We start from the raw sequence: 18,135 nt of genomic DNA on the forward strand, positions 1-18,135 counted from the left end.
CCGTCGGCCCGAAGCGAGGGAGCAGGGCGAAGGTATCCGGCCGATCAGAACCGGCCCGCGTTGCCGCTTCCGCTGCGCGGCGTCCGGACATTCTCTTCCTCAGGCCGGAGCCTTGCCATCGGCCCCGCGCGGGGTCCAGAAGGTTTGATGGCCGAGATCGGCGAGCGTTTTGGTCAGCAGGCTGTCCTCGATCCACTCGTCGACGTCGAACGGCTTGCGCACCAGCTTCTGCTCCAGCGTGAAGTCGAGCCCGGCCTTGATGTTCGCGCGGTAGAAACCATCGAGCAGGGGGCTGTTGCGATCGCGAAGGTTATCATCTGCATAGTCCGTCACATAGCTCTCACGAGGGGAACCGGTGAGCGCCCAGATGTCGTAGAGCTTGTTCCGATTTTCATCGAGGCTTGCGAAATGCGAGGCCTTGACGTAGTTGCGAAGGACCCGTGCGACGATCTCAGGGTTTTCTTTGGCGAAGCTGTCGAGCACGGTGAAAGAGCCGAAGGTTGAGCCAGGAGCAGGGCCTTTGGTGCTGTACAGGATCTCGACGAGCCCGCTCTTCACCAGCGCCAACACCTGATTGCCCTGGCCGAGCAGCACATCCACGTCACCAGATTGGATTGCCGCCACCTGATCGGCGCCCTGAAGATCGAAGAGCTGGACGTCCCCGTTCTTAAGACCCACCCCCGCCAGGATGAGAGAGAGCGAGAGTTCGAAGATCGTGCCGCGCTGGAAGGCGACCTTCTTGCCCTTGAGATCGGCGAGCGTTTTGATTCCGGCGGCGGGGCGCACACCGACATAGGTCGGCGATATGCCCGAGGCGGCGAGCACCGTGGTGCGTACGCCGGCGCCGCGGCCGACGATGTTTGGCAAACCACCGTAGCTCGCGAACTCGAGCTGGCGGTTGGCGAAGGCCTCATTGATCGCGGGGCCGGTGCCGCGTGGGAACTGCCATTCGATGCGGATGCCATCGGGCTCGAACTCCTCCTCAAGCAGCTCAAGCCCGCGCAGGATGCCGACCGAGCCGTTGCCATAGGGCCGGCCCGCGGCATTGCCCGGCCCTGCGAGCCGGATGACATCCGGCTTGGTTTGCGCCCGGACGATGGAGAATGTGGTGGGAAACGCGGCAACTGTCGCAGCCAATCCCAAAAAAGACCTGCGTGTCGTTTGCATGGCCAAGATCCTGTTGAAAGCTGTCTGGGTGGGGCCGCCGACCGGCGGCCGGTTCGGTCATCAATGATGTTCGAGACGTTTCATGACTTCGTGGGTCGGGCGAGGCCTGCCGCCCCGGACCCAGCCGATCGACTTGCGATAGCTGCCGAAGACATCCCGTGCCTCAAGTTCGGCGACGGTGACGCCGGTCAGTTCGGTGGCCTGCGGCGCCACGTAGAGCGCGTCATCCGGACAATACACCTCGCACATGAAGCAGGTCTGGCAATCGTCCTGGCGGGCAATCACCGGGATGCCATCGGGAACCGCCTCGAAGACATTGGTCGGACAGACATTGACGCAGATGTTACAGCCCGTGCAACGATTCTCACTGATGACCTCGATCATGCCGCCAGAACCTCCAGCTCCGGCGACGGAGCGCGCTGCTTGCCAATCCAGATTTCGTCCAGACCGCCAGTCGTCGTGTAGTGAAGCTGGCTGTCGTCCTTCTTCGGGAAATCCTCGCGCTTGTGCATGCCGCGGGTTTCGGTGCGCGACAGTGCGCTCCGGTACATCCACCGAGACGTGGCCAGCATGGCGACGCTTTCACGGGTACGCTGCGCGTCCCCAATCGATGCCGCCTGCGCGGTGCGGACCCCGGACCACAGCCCATCCAGGCGACCAAGCGAATCGACAAGCCGTTCGCCTGTCCGCAGATAGTTCCGGTCATAGGGGAGAACCTCCTCCCGCACCGCATGGGTCAATGACGCGGCGTCAACCGCCCGGCCCGATCCGTCAGCGACGCCGACACCTCCGGCCCGCACATAACGGCGGTTTCTGCCGCGATAGTGCTGGCCATAGTCGCCGGCCGAATTCCCGGCCCAGAAACCGGAGGACATGGCCCAGGCCGCATTGTGGCTGCCGCCACCGGTAAAGGCGCCGCAGATCAGTTCGCGGGTTGCCGCATCGCCGGCGGCATATAGCCCCGGAACGGTCGTGGCACAGCCGTTGTCTACAATTCTCAAGCCGCCGGTGCCCCGCACCGTGCCTTCGAGCAGCAAGGTCACGGGGAAACGCTGCTTGAATGGATCGATGCCGATGCGGTCGAGCGGCAAGAAGAAATTCGGCTGCGCGTAGCGCATGGCCTGTTCGGTCTCTGCATCCGCCTTGTCGAGCTGGGCGAAAACGCGCTGCGTCTGGAGCACGCGAGCGATCACCGAGCGCCCTCCCTTGGAGGCGGCACCGGGGATTGGCGTGCCGTCCTCGAACGTGAAGGATGCCCAATCGTAAAAGCGCGTCTTGGTGACCGAGCCACCTTCGAGCGCCATGGCATAAGCTGTCGAGAACTCCATGCCGGAAAGCTCGGCGCCAAGTTCCGCGGCGAAAAGCATGCCATCGCCGGTGAGCACATTGCAACCGAGCGCCTTGCTGAGGAAAGCGCAGCCGCCGGTGGCGATCACCACGGCGCCCGCCCGCACGAGCCAGGTATCGCCCTTCTGGCGGCGGATGCCGGCAGCACCCGCGACCGCCCCGCTCTCGTCGCGCAAGAGTTCAAGCGCCGGGCTGTGGTCAAGGATCTTCACTCCCGCCGCCTTGGTGCGCTTGCGCATCAGTCGCATGTAGTCGGGGCCGTCGAGACTCCTGCGGATCGGCCTGCCGTTTTCATCGTCGCTGAAGGGATAGCCCCATTCAGCCAGATGGTTGACGTTCTCATAGGTCCGGTCGAGCGTGCGACGCATCCAGGCCGGATCGGCAAGCCGCCCGCCGAGGTCCCAGCGGCTGTTCATCGCCTCGGCGCGCTTTGCCGGGTCCGGCGGCACATACCAGACACCCGTGCCCGAAGGCGCCGTCGCGCCGGAGGAGCCACAGAACCCCTTGTCGACGAGCACGACCTTGGCGCCTTTGCCTGCGGCCGCGATCGCCGCCCACGTACCGGCGGGACCACCGCCGATAACAAGCACGTCGGCATCGAATTCGAGCGAGGCGGAAGGTGCTGCGATGCTCGCAGCCGTGGATGGGATCACCATGGTTGTTCTCTCCTGGCAGGGCGGAAATTGCCCAATGTTAATTCCCCGACATCAGGCGGCTGCCATGTTCCGAAAACGGCGCGCCGGTCGAATTCATATTATCTACTAAAATTGTAGACTAAAGGAATTGATCCAATCGCTTTTGGAGCTCCCAGGAAAAATGCTACTCCCTGCGATCGATATCGCGGAAGAACGGGCTCGGCTTGCGGCTCATCGCCGACGTGTTGGACAGGAAAGAAAGGGCAGGTGGTCGCTGTCATCGGGAAGCCCGCAAGCCTGCGACGCCCGGCTGGCCATCCGACCCTTGGAAACGATCATTGCGAGATCTTGACGCTGCCCCATCGGGGGCATTTCGTACTGGTGGATGGCGCCAAAGTGCCGAAGGACCGGCCGAGAGCGGCCGATGAGCCGCACTGCTCAAGATGATCCATGGGGAGCGGGTAACCATCGCGGAGCAACTACGTGCAGGCTGCCGGCGGTCTCCGGCATCCTTGATGTCACCGCCGGCGGCGCGCCACGGCAACGCCGCCAAATCTTTCGGTCAAGGCGACAACCGAGGTGCTCGCCTTTCTCGAAGGTCAGCAATATCTCCCTGGAAGGGAGTTCTCTGCAAGAGTGAGGCCAGCTGACGGATCGCGTTACGGAGTTCCAGCTCGGTTTTGCCCGTAAACGACGCCCCGCACTCGTTGATACTCAGGTCTTCGAGATCGATCTTCGCGAAGACAGTCGGATGATCGACAATCTCATTTAACTTCCCCGGAGGAGGATTTTCCGTGGAAAGCAAAAGCACGGGCGCGGTGGAAGGAACGAGGTTCAGCCGCTCGTCCTGCCACCCGCCTTCCAGGGCATCTGCGAGCACGACAACAGCATCGGCCTCACTCACAAGGTATGCTTCGTCATCAGCGTCCGGATCAAGGATGGCGGTCGTATGACCATCAAGTTCGAGGCGAAAAAGCGCATACTGGATAATGGCTTCAGTCTCGGAAGCGATCGTGTACGTATTGGACCAAGCCAAAACAAGCGACATTTATTACTCCTTTGACATAGGCTGCCACCACACTGCGAGAAGCAGTAACCGACGTCGAAACCCGTTCAGATATCAATCTATCACGATCCATGTGATCCGTTGGAATGTTCCGACATGACCTGCCGGCACGGCTATTGGGAAATGACGTTCTGGGAACAGCCCGCTCCGCATGAAATCACGAACCGGCTTCCTGGCGTTTGGCCGACGGTCTTCCCGGTTGATACCAATGGGTTATCCAGGCTTCGGGAGACTCCGTGAGTTCGGCTATCGCTGGCGGCAGGTTCCTGGTGGCGACATCGGCCAATGACACTTCCTCGAGCACCGACCGGATTGATACCCGAAGTGCAATCCAGAGCAACTGCAATGCTTCTGCCGCCTCGTACTCGACGTCTTCGGGGCACTCGCCCCGGATGGTCGTCAGCGGCCCGTTTACAGCCCGGATGACGTCCGCGATGGAAATCTCGCTGGGACTTCCGCGCAGGGAGTGGCCGCCTCCCGGCCCCCTTTGGGAGATCACGAATCCGGTTCTGCGCAACTCCGCGAGAATAGCCTCAAGATATTTGTGAGGGATCTGCTGGGCAGCGGCAATTTCTTCCGAACCGAGAGGGTCCGGCCAGCTCTTGGACAGTTCGATCAAAGCGCGTAGCGCATAGTCGGTTTTCGCTGTAATTCGCACATGCACCTTTCTGGTCGCCGCACTCGTAGGTCGGCGCTTCACTTCGCCAAGATTTATAGTTCTTACCGGCCGGGAAACCTCATCGAGCCGGGAAATCCTCCACGGGCAGGCCCGCAGCTTTCCACGCGGTAAAGCCCCCTGCAATATGAAACACGTTACGATATCCAAATTCGGACAGTTTCTCCACGACAGGGCGCGACCCATTCTCGCTCGAGCAGAAGACGATGATCTCTTTCTCGTGCCCTTGGGGTCCCGTAAGGCTCTGTGTGGAATCTGGGCCAAACACCTCTCGCACCGCCGTTCGGTCGACAACCACCGCTTCAGCGATCACGCCATTTTCGACACGACGTTCCAGGCGGCGGACATCGATCAGCAACGCTCCGTTTGCTGCTCTTGTCGCGCCTTCCTGCGGGCTGATGAGTTGCAGGTCTTCCCTGCCAGATTCGGCAGTGAGGTTGTGGTTTTCTGACATCTCTTGTCCTTTCTCCATGATTTCAGCGTACACCCAGCCGGTCCTGGAGGGTTGTTCCCTCATATTCCGTCCGGAATAGACCCCGTTTCTGCAGAACCGGGACGACTTCGTCCACGAACATCGTCAGTCCGGTGGGCGCGATGGGAATCTGCAGGACAAATCCATCCGCCGCGCCCTCGCCGACCCATTCCTCGATGAAATCGGCGAGATCCTCTCCGGAGCCCACCGGCGCGCTCATTCCCAATGGCGCATCGCTCCTGAGCTTATGTGCCAGTTGCCCCAATGTGAGCTTATCCTCGATCGCATAGTTGCGAAGCTGCACGAAGCCGGTGACGCTGCCGTTGAACTTCGACGGATCGGGAAGACGATCGAGAGGCACCGGATCGTCCGGTTTGGCATCGGAAAGATCGATGCCGAGCATCGCGCCCAGCCTCGCCAGATCGTATGGGCTCTGTACGTGAAGGCTTTCGATCTCGTCGTGCAGGCGGATCGCCTCGTCGCGGGTCCTGCCGACATAGGGCACGATACCGGGCAGCACCTTGACATCGTCGGGCGCACGACCGGCCGCGACCGCGGCCTCCTTGATCTTCCGATAAAACTCCCTGGTCTCCGCCAGCGAGACCGAGCGCAGATAGACGGCGTCGGCGAACTGGCCGGCCTGCTGTATTCCGTCATCCGAAGCACCGGCCTGCAGCAGCACGGGACGCGACTGCGGCGAACGCGGCACGTTCAGCGGACCTGCAACCGATATGTGTTCACCGGCGAAATTGACCGGATGGATCTTCTTCGGATCGACCAGTATGCCGCCGCTGCGGTCGAAGACCACGGCAGCGGGCTCCCAGCTCTGCCAGAGCTGCAGGAGCGCGCTCGCATATTCCCGGGCCCTTGCATAACGCGCGTCATGCGCGGGCTGGCTGGCGAAACCATAGTTGCGCGCCACGGCGTCGCCCGCCGAGGTAACGAGATTGACGCCTGCCCGGCCCCGGCTCAGAAGGTCGAGAGAAGCGATCTGCCTCGCCACGGTATAGGGCTCGCTATAGCTGTAGGAAAGCGTCGGGATTATCCCGATGGAACGGGTCCTTGCCGCTATCGCCGAGAGCAGCGTTACCGGTTCGAACGGGGTATTGGCGAGTTGCTCGCCTTGCGCGGCGCGCAAGACCGGCGTGTCGGCTATGAACACTGCGTCGAACAGGCCTCGTTCGGCCTCGCGCGCCAGCTCCACGTAATAATCGAGATCGAGCGCCCGCTCGGTCCGGCTGTCGGGATGCCGCCATGCGGCGACATGATGACCGACGCCGCTGAGGTTGTAGAGGAGGTGGATCGTGCGGGGATGTGCTGTCATGTGCGTGTTCTTGTTCGGCAGGCGTCAGGGCCGGCCGTCCTCCTTGTCTAGCCCCAGTATCTTGCGCGCCAGCCCGTTCAGGATGACGTCCGGATTGGGCGGGTTGAAATAGGCGACGCGCAGGTCGCGGTAGTGGCGCTGGATCGGATGCTCCAGACGCACCGAGGCTCCGCCGACGATCTGCGTGGCATAGTCGACCGCGCGCGAAGCCTCGTTATGGACGATCACGCGGGTTGCCGAGGCGAGCATCGACGCTTCCGCATCCGCCCGCTCCTCACTGATCAGCAGCGCCCGGTCGAGAGCCGCCCGGGCGGTCAGCAGGGCCAGTTCCATCCGCGCGGCCGCGTCCTGAATCCGCGGCAGCACGGCAAAGGTTCCTTCCCCGCCATCGAGCCGTGGCCGCTTGGCATAGTCGAGCGCCAGGGCCCGGGCGCCCGTCGCAAGCCCGCAATGCACGGAGGCGAGCATCGTCGACCACAATATGCCGAACAGGTGACTGTTCTTGTCCAGGCCACCGTTCTCGATCGTTTCGAGATAAGCATCGGCCGGCAGTACGACGTCCTCCAGCACGAGATCATGGCTTGCCGAGGCGCTCATGCCGAAAGCTTCCCAGTTCTGGTCGATCCAAGCGCCCGGATGGGGCAGGGGGAGCAGGAAAACGCCCACGCGCGGGCCTTGTTCGGGTTCGGCAGGCTCGATCCGGGCGCTGACCAGGGCGGCTTCCAGATAGGAACTGCCGGTGACGTAGCTCTTCCGGCCGCTTAAACGCCAGCCGCCGTCTTCCAGACGCCGCGCGACTGAAGCAGGCAGGCCACCCCGGCTGGGGGCGCCGCTCGGGCCTTCGCTGCTGACGAAGTTGATCAATCCGTTCGAAGCGGCGAGCCGGCGGGCGGTCGCGGCCATCGGGTCTGGCATGTTCTCGCGATTGAAGAAGCGCGTGCCGTGGATGAAATGCATGGCGAGGATCAGGCCCAGCGATCCGTCGATTGCCGCAACCCGTTCGAGAAGCGCCGAAGCCTCGGAAAATTTGAGCCCGCCGCCGCCGAAGGCCGTCGGTATCAGGGCGGAAGGCACGCCGGTGCCGCGCAGCAGCCGGATGCCCTCATGGCGACCGGCGCCTTCGTTTGCGTCGGCGGCGATGTCCGGGGCAACCTGTTCCAGGCGTTTAAGAAGATGGATGTATGAAGTCATGTGATGAGCCTTGATGTCCGGCCGCCCGATCCGGGGACGGAATCTATGAGCTGAAGGGTGTATGGTTGGGTGGGACGGGCGAAGACCGTCTCGACATCGCCCTTTTCGACGACGGAGCCGTTGTGCAGTACGACGATCTCGTCGGAGATCTGCCGCACCACGGCGAGGTCGTGCGAGATGAACAGATAGGCGAGGTCGTATTCCTGCTGGAGCCGGACCAGAAGCCGCAGGATCTGCTCCTGAACCGAGACGTCGAGGGATGCCACCGGCTCGTCGAGGACGACGAGATCGGGTTTGAGCGCCAGTGCCCGGGCGATCGCCACGCGTTGGCGCTGGCCGCCACTCAATTCGGCGGGCCGGCGTTCGCTGAGGTTCCGCGGCAGGCCGACATCGTCCAGAAGCCGCTCCACTTCGGCCCGCCGCGACGTGCGGTCGCCGCGGCGATGGATGACCAGCGGCTCCTCGATCAATTGCCGCACGCTCATCTTTGAATCGAGGGAGGCCGAAGGGTTCTGCTGTACGAACTGGAAGCGAGGCCGGATTTCGCGCAACCGCTTCTGGCTCCAATCGGTGATGTCCTCGCCGTGGAGGATGATCCTGCCGGAAGTGGGCCGCAGCAAGCGCAGCGCCATCCGCGCCGTCGTCGTCTTGCCCGAACCGGATTCGCCGACAAGGCTGACCGTGTGCCCGCGATGCACCGTGATCGAAACCTTGTCGACCGCAGTCCGTTTGCCGCCGTCGCGCCTGGAGGAATAGATGCGGGAGAGCTGGCGCAGTTCCAGCACGGGGGGCGCGGCACGTCCCGAACGCAGCTGGCGGGATGCTACCAGACGCGGCGAGACCAGCGTCGGCGCTGCGGCGAGCAGCCGGCGCGTATAGGGATGGCGCGGTTCCTTCAACACGGTCTTCGCCGGGCCTTGCTCGACGATCCGGCCCGATTGCATGACGGCGATCCGGTCGGCGCGGTCCCCCGCCACGGCGAGATCGTGCGTGATCAGCAGCAGCGCGGTGTTATGCTGCGCGACAAGGCGGTCGAGATGGTCGAGGATGCGCTTCTGCACGGTGACGTCGAGCGCGCTGGTCGGTTCGTCGGCGATGATCAGCCGCGGACGGCAGGCGAAGGCGACGGCGATCAGCACGCGCTGCAGCAGCCCGCCGGAAAGCTCGTGCGGGTATTGTCCGAGCCGCTGTTCGGGATCGCTTATGCCGGCTTCGGCAAGTAGCCGAAGGCATTCTTCGCGCAGGCGGGCGCGATCGGTTTTCCGGTGCAGTGTCAGCGCCTCGGCGAGCTGAGCGCCGATGGTCCGCACCGGGTTCAGCGCCCGCGCCGGGTCCTGGGGGACCAGTGAAAGCGCCACGCCTCTCAACTTGGAGAACTCGTGCTCCGACAAACGGTGCAGCGGCAGGCCGTTGAAGACGATCTCGCCGCCGGTGATCCTGGCCGCGGGCGGAAGGACACCCAAGATGGAATGGGCAATGGTCGATTTGCCCGAGCCGGATTCTCCGACAAGAGCGACGATTTCGCCGGGGCGGATGTCGAGATCGGCGCCGATCACCGCCGCATGGTTCCGGCGTCCGCGGTAACCGACCGACAGGCTGCGGATCGACAGGAGTGGGGAGGCGTCTGCAGCGGTCACGACAGGTTCCGATCCATGGATTGGCTGATCCGGTTGGCCGAGAGCATGCAGAGCATGATGACGAGCCCCGGCGCGACGGTGAGCCAGGGCGCGACGACCATGTAGTTGCGCCCCGTCGCGATCAGCGAGCCCCATTCAGGCTGCGGCGGCGCGGCGCCGAAACCGAGAAAGCTCAGCGCGGAAACCGCCAGGATGGCCGAGGCGAATTCCAGCGCGGCAAGCGCGACGACCGAGCCGAGGGAGTGTGGTATGACGTGGCGCGCCAGCATGTGCCAGCGGCCCGCGCCCATGATGACGGCTGCCTCGATCACCGGGCTGGTCGTGGCGCGCAGGACGTCGGCGCGCATGATGCGGGCAAAGGTGGCGACGGCGCTGATCCCGACGGCAATGGCGACGTTAATCGTGCCGAAACCCAGGACCACGATCACCGCGAGCGATGTCAGAAGGCCCGGAACCGCCATCATCGCGTCCAGGATTCGCATCGTCAGGACATCCACCCATCCCCGCACGAACCCGGCCAGCAGGCCGATGGCGCTGCCGATGGCGAGGCCCACCGCCACCGCGAGCGCGGTTGCCTGAAGCGACAGCGCCGCGCCGTGTACGACGCGTGCATAAAGGTCTCGACCGAGCTGGTCGGTGCCGAAGAGGTGCTCGATGCTCGGGGGCCTCAGCTTCTGGGCGGGTATGCCGGCCAGCGGATCGTGAAAGGCGAAAAGCCCCGGCGCCAGCGCCCAGCCGGCCATCAGCAGCAGGAACAGCCACGATGTCAGCAATCCGGGCTGGAAACGCGGTTTTCGGGCAAGGGCCGGCTCCTCGTGCGCTGCCGGATCGCCCGGCAGGCTGGCGAGCGCTTCGTCCGGCGCCTCATATCGTTCGATCCGGCTCATGCGCCGGTCCTCTCGCGGGCGAGCCGCGGATCGAGCAGGGGATAGATCAGCTCGACGATCAGATTGACGGTCACGAAGACCGTTGCCGAAAGCAGGACGAGGCCCTGGATCATCGGAATGTCCTGCGATTGCACCGCCTCTTCCGCCAGCCGGCCTATGCCCGGCCGCGAAAAGACGGTTTCGACAACAATGGCGCCGGCGAGCAGGTTGCCGATGGTCAGCGCCAGCAGGGTGAAGCTCGGCAGTGCCGCATAGTGCAGCACATGGCGGAACAGGATGTATGGCCTGCGCGCGCCCTTCAGGCGCACGGTCATCACGAAAGGATCGTGCCAGGCTTGCTGGACGTTCTTGGAGACGAGCTGCGCGATCGTGGCGCCGACCGGGATCGCAAGCGTCAGGGCCGGCAGTACCACTGAAACGAAGCCGCGGTTGCCGGTGGCGGGAAACCACCTCAGGCCAAAGGAGAATATCTGGATCAGCAGCAGCCCGCCCCAGAAGGTGGGGATCGATACCAACAGCGGCGGCAGGAGCAGCAGACCGCGGCGCCCGAGGCCGGGCGGCAGCAATGCGGCGGCGATGGCGATGGTGAAGCCGATCACGAGTGCCATCGCGAACGCCACTGCGCCCACCAGCAGCGTGTGGGGCAAGGCCTCCGCTATCAATCCGACGACGGGGCGCCCCATCGGGATCGATTGTCCCAGATCCCCCTGGAGTGCGCGCCCGAGAGCGTGCAGATATTGTTTCCAGACCGGGAGGTCGAGACCGTATTGCGTACGCAGTGCTTCATAGACGGCAGGGTTGAGCTGCCGCTGGTCGCCGGAGGCGTTCAGCATGATCTCCACCGCATCGCTCGGCAACAGGAACAGCAACGCATAGCTCAGCGTGAAGGCGGCCCAGAGCACGAAGGCCGCCTGACCGATTCTGATCAGAAACCGGGCCATGGCTTATCGTGACAGCCAGACGTCGTAGAAATCATGCGCGGCATAGCCGTCGAGCTTGTAGTCCTGGACCACCGGGTTGACGCCCACGATGCGGGTCTGCTCGCGCAGCGGCACCCAGTAACCGCCGATCGCCACGAACCGCTGTAGTTCGGCGGCGGCGGCGGTCCGTGCTTCCGGGGTGCTGGCTGTTTTCAGCGCCTGAGCGCGCTCCTCGAGCCCGGGCTGGTCGGCGCCGTCGAGTCGGATATTGCTCTTCATGAAAAGCCCGGCCAGGAAGTCGATGTCCTTGCTCGCGCCCGAACCCGACAGGAAATCGTAGGGAGCGGGCACATTCTTCTTGTTTTTCAGGTTTGCGCCATGCTCGGCCTGGGTGACCGGTATGATGGTTACGCCAAAACCGATGCGCGCCAACTGTTGCTTCACCAGTTCAAGTTCCTCCTGCGTCGCGCCGAAGCTGTTGCCGACGATGAAGGTGAACTTGCCTTGAAGCTTGACGCCGTCCTTCTCGCGAATACCATCGGTGCCTAGTCGCCAGCCAGCGTCGTCGAGGGTCTTCCTGGCGCCTTCCGGATCGTAGGCAAGTTCCTTGCTCAAATCGACCCAAAGCGATGTGTTGCTCGCGACGATGCTGGTCGGCAGGGCATAGACACCGTCATAGAGCGTATCGGTGATTTCCTTGCGGTCGACGCCCTTCTGCAGTGCGGCCAGCACTGCGGGATCGCCGCCAAGCGGGCTGAACGGATTCTGCGAAATGCCGGGAACGAGGTTCGGAACCACTCCGACCACGATCTTTCCGCCGGTCGCTTCGGCTTGCGAGATGTCGGTCACCAGGAGTTCGTCGGCGAGATCGAACTCGCCGGAGCCGACGCCGCCGACGCGCACGCCGGATTCCGGCACAACGCGGAAGATCACCTTGTCCAGATAGGCGCGGCCGGAATGATGCGCGACAGCCGGCGGCCAGTTGTAGTCCTGCCGGTTCGCGAGCACGATCTCCTGGTTCTTCGCGACCGACTGGATCACGAAGGGGCCGCTGCCGACCAGGTTGCCGGCGCAGCGTTCGGCGACGCTTTTGGCCAGCGTGCTTCGCGCATAGAGGCCGAGATAGGGATCGCTGGCATTCCGCAGGAAGCCCAGTTCTGGATGGGCGAAAGTCAGCCGCAGCGTATGTTCGTCAAGGGCCTTCGCCTCGACAAAGGAAGCGAGAGCGTTCTGGCTCAGCGGATCGGCCTGGCCCGTCCCGATGATCGCCTTGAGGGTGGTGAAAGTCAGGGCGGCTGCCTCGGCATCGAGCGGCGTGCCATCCGAAAAAGTCACACCCTTCTTCAGGTGGAATGTGAACTGCTTATAGCCGTCGCCAATGTCCCATTTTTCCGCAATGCCGGGAACGATTTCTCCGGCCTCGTCCTGGTCGGTCAGCGTGTCGATGATCTGATAGGTCGCAACGCTCTGCCTGCCCTGCGAGAGCGAGGGGTCCAGGCAGACGGGAAAGAAAGGAACGGCGATCGTAACGGTCCCGCCTTGGCGGGGTTCCGCGGCGGCGGGCGTCGCTGCAAAGGCTGCGGTCGTGGCGAGCAGGGCGCCGCAGATGGAGACCCTGATCGCCCGAGCGGCGCTTTTACGCGGGTGGAATGAATACATGGACATGCGGAGAACCCTTCTGGATTGGCGGAAAAATCGCGCCCTAAAAGCATATTATTCCTATCAATTTACTATGAAATTGGGAACTTGATAGGGAGGCTTCTTCTGTTGATCATTGAATTTCAGGAAATTTCTTCTGCTTTGGGAGGCTCACACTCGGCCAATGGAGGTCTCGGCGAAGTTGCCGAGGTTGCCGGTGGCGTCGTTGATCGGGTTCTGCACCTTTGCGTCATGGACCAGCAATTGCTGCACCTCGGCGAGGTTCAAAGCAGGCAGGTCGCGATAGAGAATCTGTTGCAGCTCGACATAAAGCGCGCGACGTTTCTCCTGATTGGGTTCGACCGCCGCGGTCTCGAAGATGCGGTCGACATCGGCATTGACGTAATGCGTCTGGTTCGACCACGGCAGGCCTTCCTTGATGTTCTTCGACCAGTAGGCGCGCTGGATGCCGTCGGTCGGATCGTAGCCGTTGACGAGCGTCTGGACATCGAGGTCGAATGCCCGCTCCTTGTAGATCCTCTGAACGTAGGTCGCGAAGTCGGAGCTGTTGATGTCGAGCGCGATGCCGATCTTGGCAAGCGCACTGCGGAAGAATTCGGCAGCCGGCAGAAGGCGCGAATTGATGGTGTTGTGCAGGATGCGCAGCCGGAAACGCGTACCATCGGCCTGCCGCTTGAAGCCGGCTTCGTCGAGCAGCGCCTCTGACCGGGCGGGGTCGAAGGCATAAGGTTTCAGCGAGCTGTCATGGAAATGCACCATGCCCGGCACGATGGCCGTCGGCGCCGGCGCGGCATAACCAAGCCAGACGACCTCGATATACTGTTCGAGGTTGATGGCATGCGCGATGGCCCGGCGGACGCGCAGATCCTTGAGATAGGGGTTTTCCAGATTGAAGAAGACCTGGTTCAGGTTGCCGGTGAGTTCCGCGCCGCGGGTATCGATCTTGAATTTCGGATTGTTCTTGAAGCGCGGAATGTCGAAGAAGGAGATGGGCGTCTGTCCACCGAGATCCACTTCGCCGGACTCCAGAGCCGCCGTACGGGCGGAAACGTCCGGAATAAACCGGACGACAATCGCGTCCAGATAGGGCTTGGGTTGATCCCAATAGTCCGGATTGCGCTCCAGCAGGTAGTGGCTGCCGCGCACCCATTCCTTGAAGATGTAAGGGCCGGTGCCGACCGGAGCCACATTGTGCGGATTGGTGGTCGGATCGGTGCCGTCATAAAGATGCCTGGCGATGATCGGGGTGCCCTGCGAGGTCAGCGCGCCGAGGAGGTATGGCGCCGGCTGGGACAGTTTCAGGATGACCGTATGGTCGTCCGGTGTCTCGATAGCCGTGATGTTCGCGAAGGTGATGCGCCGCCGCGGATGGATTTCTTTCAGCGTGCGGATGGAATAGGCGACGTCGGCCGAGGTGAAGGGATGGCCGTCATGCCATTTCACGCCCTGCCGCAGTTTGAATGCATAGGTGAGGCCGTCCTCGCTGATCGTCCATTCGGTCGCGAGATAGGGATACGGCTTGAGCTCGTAGTCGACATGGATCAGGCCTTCATGAACGCGGGCACCGACGCCGGACGTAGCGCTGTTCTGCTGCAGGTCGGTGAGGCTGACAGGTTCGGTCTGGACGGCGATCCGCAGCGTGCCGCCGCGCTGCGCCTCTTCGGCACGCAGCACGGCCGGATCGAAAACGCTGCCGGCAAGGATCGTCAGCCCGAAGGCCTTGGTGAAGTCGCGACGGGACAATCTGGTCATGCGTGTCGTCTCTCTTTTGGGGCGATGGAAGTGGCGGAAGAGGGTTCGTCCGTCGGCAGGTCGATGGGCACGGTTTCACGGCGATCCACGAAGGAGGAAAGATGGTGGCCCGTATCGGCGAGGAAGAATTCGCGGGCGATGCCGTCGACAAGGCGCGGCACACAACTGCCCATGCTGGAAATATCACCGACATGGAAGCCGTGGTTGAGGATTGCGGCATAGCCGAAGAGATGAACCTGTCCCAGCCACGGTGCCGCGCCGGGAATGCGTTCCAGGAATTCGAAATGCGGGCCGAGATAGGGATAGGCGGCCTTGCCGGCATCCTCCTCGCCGGATGGCGGCACATAGCGGTCGCGCCACAGCGCCGCGTGCGGCGCGAGGCGTGCAAGTTCGGGGCGGGCATGGATATCCACGTCATAGCCGGTCGCTGCAATGAGATGGTCGAAGGTAAAGGTCCCGCCGCCGGTTTGGACATGCACGACGTTGCCGTCGGTCGTGACCCGATCCCACCCATGGCCGAGATGCAGGCGGAATCCGGCCTGTGCTTCGGCGCGCGTTATGCTTTCCTCGGGCACGACGCCGCGCACCCGGCCACGCGCGATGAGCCGCCAGCGGAGCTCTTCCGGCAGGTCGATGAAGTGGCGGGTGACGTGCAGCTCGGTGATCAGCGTCAGCTTTGAATCGACGCGCTGTATCGCGAGCTGCGGATGGCGGCAGAACAGGTCGGCACTTGCCGCACCCTGTTCGAGCGCCGTCGCGGCATTGTCGAAGGCGGACGAGGCGGCCCCCAGCACGCCGATGCGCTTGCCGGCGAGTGCGGCGAAATTGATGTCGTCATGGGTGTGCGACCACAAGCTGCGGGGCAGGGAGGCGATCGTTTCCGGCACGACGGCGCGGCCGAGCCCGCCCATGCCGGTCGCCAGGACCAGCTTGCGGGTGGTGACGCCGAAGGTGCTGCGCGCATTGCTAAAAGTAAGCGACAGAAAACCGTCGGAAGACGCGACGTCGACAAGGCGCGTTGCCCAGGTCACGGGAACCTCGACGACCTCGCGGAACCAGTCGACATAGGTCGACCAGTCGCGGGTCGGGATCTTGCCGAGCTTTGCGAAGCTGCCCTCGCCATGAAGACCGTCGTAGAAGGCCTCGAACGTCAGTTCGGGAATGCCCTGCTCCAGGCCGGTGATAGTCTTCGGCGTCCTCAGCGTGTTCATCCGCGCCGTGCTGTTCCAGTTGGTCCAGCCTTCCGGCGCCTGATCGAAGATGGCGAAGCGGTTGATGCCGGCGCGCTTCAGGGCAAAGCCGATGGAAAGCCCGCTCTGCCCGCCACCTATGACGACGACATCGTGATCCGCGCCGCCTTCCGGCACCCAGTTTTCCAGCGGGCGCGATACGCGCGCGATGGCCCGACGTGCATCTTGGACGAGCGCCGATCGGCGTTCCGTTGCTGTCATCGGGCGGCCTCCTGCCTGTGCACATGCCGGTTTTCGGGCCGTTTCAGGCCGAGGTTCTCACGCAGCGTGCGACCCTCATAGGCCTGGCGGTAGATGCCGCGGCGCTGCAGTTCGGGCACGACATGGCGAACGAAATCGCTTAATCCCTCGATGAGATACGGTGACATCAATACGATGCCGTCGCAGGCGTCCGCTTCGAGCCATTCCTGGAAATTGTCGGCGATGGACCGAGCCGTCCCGGCGATCGAGCGGTGTTTGTTGGCGGCAGCGAGGCGCAGTGCCGTCTGGCGGATCGTCAGGTTGTTGCGGATCGCAAAAGCCGTAATGGCGTTCTGATGGCCGAGAGAAAAGGCGGCCGGCGGCAGATCGCGCGGAAACGGCTGGTCCGGATCGTGTTTGTCGAGGCCGAGTTGCAGGTTCGCGACTGCGACCTCGACAGGGAAGAGGGCGCTGATCTCGTCCAGCCTCGCATTGGCGATCTCGTCGGTTTCGCCCCAGACAACCCCGCAGCCGGTGAGGATCTTGACGTCGTCGGGATCGCGTCCGAACGACCGGGCACGCGCCTTGATATCCTTGTAGAAGGCCTTGGCGTCCTCGATCGAAAGATTGTTGCAGAAGATTACGTCTGCCGTCCGCGCGCCGAGATTACGCCCTGCCTCCGAAGCGCCGGCCTGCGCGATCACCGGGTAACCCTGGATCGGGCGGGCGACCTTCAGCGGGCCGGGCGTCGTGTAATATTTGCCCGAGTGGTTCAGCCTGTGCAGCTTCTTCGTATCGAAATAGATGCCTCTCTCCTTGTCGTAGATGAAGGCATCGTCTTCAAAGCTGTCCCAAAGGCCTGTCACGACTTCATAGAACTCTTCCGCGCGATCGTACCGCGTGGCGCGCTCATCGGGCGGCAGGCCGAGATGGTGAGAGCCGGGGCCATAACTCGTGACGAGGTTCCAGCCGGCCCGGCCCTTGCTGATGTGATCCAGCGAGGCAACCTGCCGCGCGAGCGCCGAAGGTTCGTTGTCGCTGGAACTCGCCGTATAGATGAGCCCGACATGGCTGGTGTGGGCGGCAATCGCCGTCATCAGCGTCGCAGGTTCGAAAAGCGAAACGCTCGACAGCCGCTGCACGACCTCGTCGGGACCGGCAGGGAAGGTGGCGCCGTCCGCCAGGAACAGAGCGTCGATCAGCCCTTCCTCGGCGACCTGACCGTAGCGGATGTAATAGTCGATATCGAAACCGCAATCGGAGCGGATAGACGGGTGACGCCAGGATTGGGATGTCGCACCCGCCCAAACGAAGGCGGCAATATGCAGCTGCCTGTTTCTCGACATGGGGTCTTCCTTGTGGACGCGTTCAAGGGATGGCGCGCCCGCTTGCGGAGGCGCCCGGTCAAAAGTCGAAGATGAAGGAGGTCAGGCTGCCGGGGCCGCCCGCGGTATCAGGGACAGACCTTGATCGCGAAGCGCTGAAAAACCGCCATCGACATCATAGACGCCGACGAAACCCGCTTGCGTCAGTGTATCGACGACGGGGCCCGATCCTTTCACGCTACCGCAGAAGATGACGATTTTCTGCTCGTCGCTCACCCTGCGGATACGCTCCGACAGAACATGGAGCACATCGGGTTTTGCAATGACAATGGCACCCTGCAATTCACCGTCCCGGCTGCGGCCCGCTTCAGACCGAACGTCAATGAGAAGTGCTCCCTCGTGTATCGCTTCGACGGCGGCTTCGGCTTTAAGCCGGGTGCTTTCTACTGATTCAACCATGTTTATCTCCTTTTCCTATGGGAATAGTATGGAATTATTTCGTCGTCAATACGAACTCTCGAAACGGCTTATTTAATCTCTATCATCATCAAGCACGCCCGACGCGCGCAAGCGTTGGCTGTTTTTAATATAACTATATGATTTTATTTATAATTTTCCGAAGGAGCGGCGCCTGCAGCGGACATTCA

Annotated in this window: 16 protein-coding genes; all 16 read right to left on the reverse strand. The window is 62.9% G+C overall.

The genetic code is table 11. From position 1 onward, the window contains the following. Positions 1-99 precede the first annotated feature (99 nt). The 16 genes from ACFFP0_RS07465 to ACFFP0_RS07540 all read right to left on the reverse strand — a co-directional run bounded on the left by ACFFP0_RS07465 (position 100) and on the right by ACFFP0_RS07540 (position 17,947). The gene (locus ACFFP0_RS07465) at positions 100-1,167 is read right to left on the reverse strand and encodes an ABC transporter substrate-binding protein (RefSeq protein ID WP_377258322.1); all 1,068 of its coding nucleotides are present in this window, start codon (positions 1,165-1,167) and stop codon (positions 100-102) included. Between the two features lie 60 nt (positions 1,168-1,227). Next, positions 1,228-1,551, reverse strand: a complete 324-nt coding sequence (locus ACFFP0_RS07470) for a 4Fe-4S binding protein (protein ID WP_377258325.1) — start codon at positions 1,549-1,551, stop codon at positions 1,228-1,230. After that, entirely contained in the window at positions 1,548-3,170 is a 1,623-nt protein-coding gene (locus tag ACFFP0_RS07475) for an FAD-dependent oxidoreductase (protein WP_377258328.1), read from the reverse strand. Before ACFFP0_RS07475 ends, ACFFP0_RS07470 begins: the two co-directional genes overlap by 4 nt. Before the next feature lie 541 nt (positions 3,171-3,711). Continuing rightward, positions 3,712-4,197 carry a hypothetical protein gene (locus ACFFP0_RS07480; RefSeq protein WP_377258331.1) on the reverse strand — a complete coding sequence of 162 codons (486 nt, stop codon included), beginning with the start codon at positions 4,195-4,197 and terminating at the stop codon, positions 3,712-3,714. Positions 4,198-4,372: 175 nt separating this feature from the next. Next, positions 4,373-4,873 carry an RrF2 family transcriptional regulator gene (locus ACFFP0_RS07485; protein WP_377258334.1) on the reverse strand — a complete coding sequence of 167 codons (501 nt, stop codon included), beginning with the start codon at positions 4,871-4,873 and terminating at the stop codon, positions 4,373-4,375. A 79-nt stretch (positions 4,874-4,952) separates the two neighbouring features. Further along, positions 4,953-5,378, reverse strand: coding sequence for a rhodanese-like domain-containing protein (locus tag ACFFP0_RS07490; RefSeq protein WP_377258337.1), 426 nt, complete (start codon positions 5,376-5,378; stop codon positions 4,953-4,955). Continuing rightward, entirely contained in the window at positions 5,368-6,687 is a 1,320-nt protein-coding gene (locus ACFFP0_RS07495; protein ID WP_377258340.1) for an NtaA/DmoA family FMN-dependent monooxygenase, read from the reverse strand. Before ACFFP0_RS07495 ends, ACFFP0_RS07490 begins: the two co-directional genes overlap by 11 nt. Positions 6,688-6,711: 24 nt before the next feature. Then, a complete protein-coding gene (locus ACFFP0_RS07500) occupies positions 6,712-7,878 on the reverse strand; it encodes an acyl-CoA dehydrogenase family protein (RefSeq protein ID WP_377258343.1) in 1,167 nt (388 codons plus the stop codon). Further along, the gene (locus tag ACFFP0_RS07505) at positions 7,875-9,515 is read right to left on the reverse strand and encodes a dipeptide ABC transporter ATP-binding protein (protein WP_377258346.1); all 1,641 of its coding nucleotides are present in this window, start codon (positions 9,513-9,515) and stop codon (positions 7,875-7,877) included. The genes ACFFP0_RS07500 and ACFFP0_RS07505 overlap by 4 nt, the downstream gene beginning before the upstream one ends. Continuing rightward, on the reverse strand, positions 9,512-10,402 hold the full coding sequence (locus ACFFP0_RS07510) for an ABC transporter permease (protein ID WP_377258349.1): 891 nt from the start codon (positions 10,400-10,402) through the stop codon (positions 9,512-9,514). The genes ACFFP0_RS07505 and ACFFP0_RS07510 overlap by 4 nt, the downstream gene beginning before the upstream one ends. Then, the gene (locus ACFFP0_RS07515; protein WP_377258352.1) at positions 10,399-11,343 is read right to left on the reverse strand and encodes an ABC transporter permease; all 945 of its coding nucleotides are present in this window, start codon (positions 11,341-11,343) and stop codon (positions 10,399-10,401) included. Before ACFFP0_RS07515 ends, ACFFP0_RS07510 begins: the two co-directional genes overlap by 4 nt. 3 nt (positions 11,344-11,346) lie before the next feature. Beyond that, positions 11,347-12,987 (reverse strand): ABC transporter substrate-binding protein, encoded by a 1,641-nt coding sequence (locus tag ACFFP0_RS07520; RefSeq protein ID WP_377258355.1) that lies wholly within the window; start codon positions 12,985-12,987, stop codon positions 11,347-11,349. Between the two features lie 144 nt (positions 12,988-13,131). Further along, on the reverse strand, positions 13,132-14,733 hold the full coding sequence (locus ACFFP0_RS07525; RefSeq protein WP_377258357.1) for an ABC transporter substrate-binding protein: 1,602 nt from the start codon (positions 14,731-14,733) through the stop codon (positions 13,132-13,134). Continuing rightward, a complete protein-coding gene (locus tag ACFFP0_RS07530; RefSeq protein ID WP_377258360.1) occupies positions 14,730-16,184 on the reverse strand; it encodes an NAD(P)-binding domain-containing protein in 1,455 nt (484 codons plus the stop codon). The genes ACFFP0_RS07525 and ACFFP0_RS07530 overlap by 4 nt, the downstream gene beginning before the upstream one ends. After that, positions 16,181-17,509: an LLM class flavin-dependent oxidoreductase gene (locus ACFFP0_RS07535; RefSeq protein ID WP_377258363.1), complete on the reverse strand. Its 1,329-nt coding sequence runs from the start codon at positions 17,507-17,509 to the stop codon at positions 16,181-16,183. Before ACFFP0_RS07535 ends, ACFFP0_RS07530 begins: the two co-directional genes overlap by 4 nt. Positions 17,510-17,590: 81 nt before the next feature. Beyond that, complete coding sequence (locus ACFFP0_RS07540) at positions 17,591-17,947, reverse strand: rhodanese-like domain-containing protein (protein ID WP_377258367.1); 357 nt, start codon at positions 17,945-17,947, stop codon at positions 17,591-17,593. Positions 17,948-18,135: the final 188 nt, after the last annotated feature.

This window comes from Neorhizobium puerariae, assembly GCF_042429745.1.
GTDB classification, from domain to species: Bacteria; Pseudomonadota; Alphaproteobacteria; order Rhizobiales; family Rhizobiaceae; genus Neorhizobium; species Neorhizobium puerariae.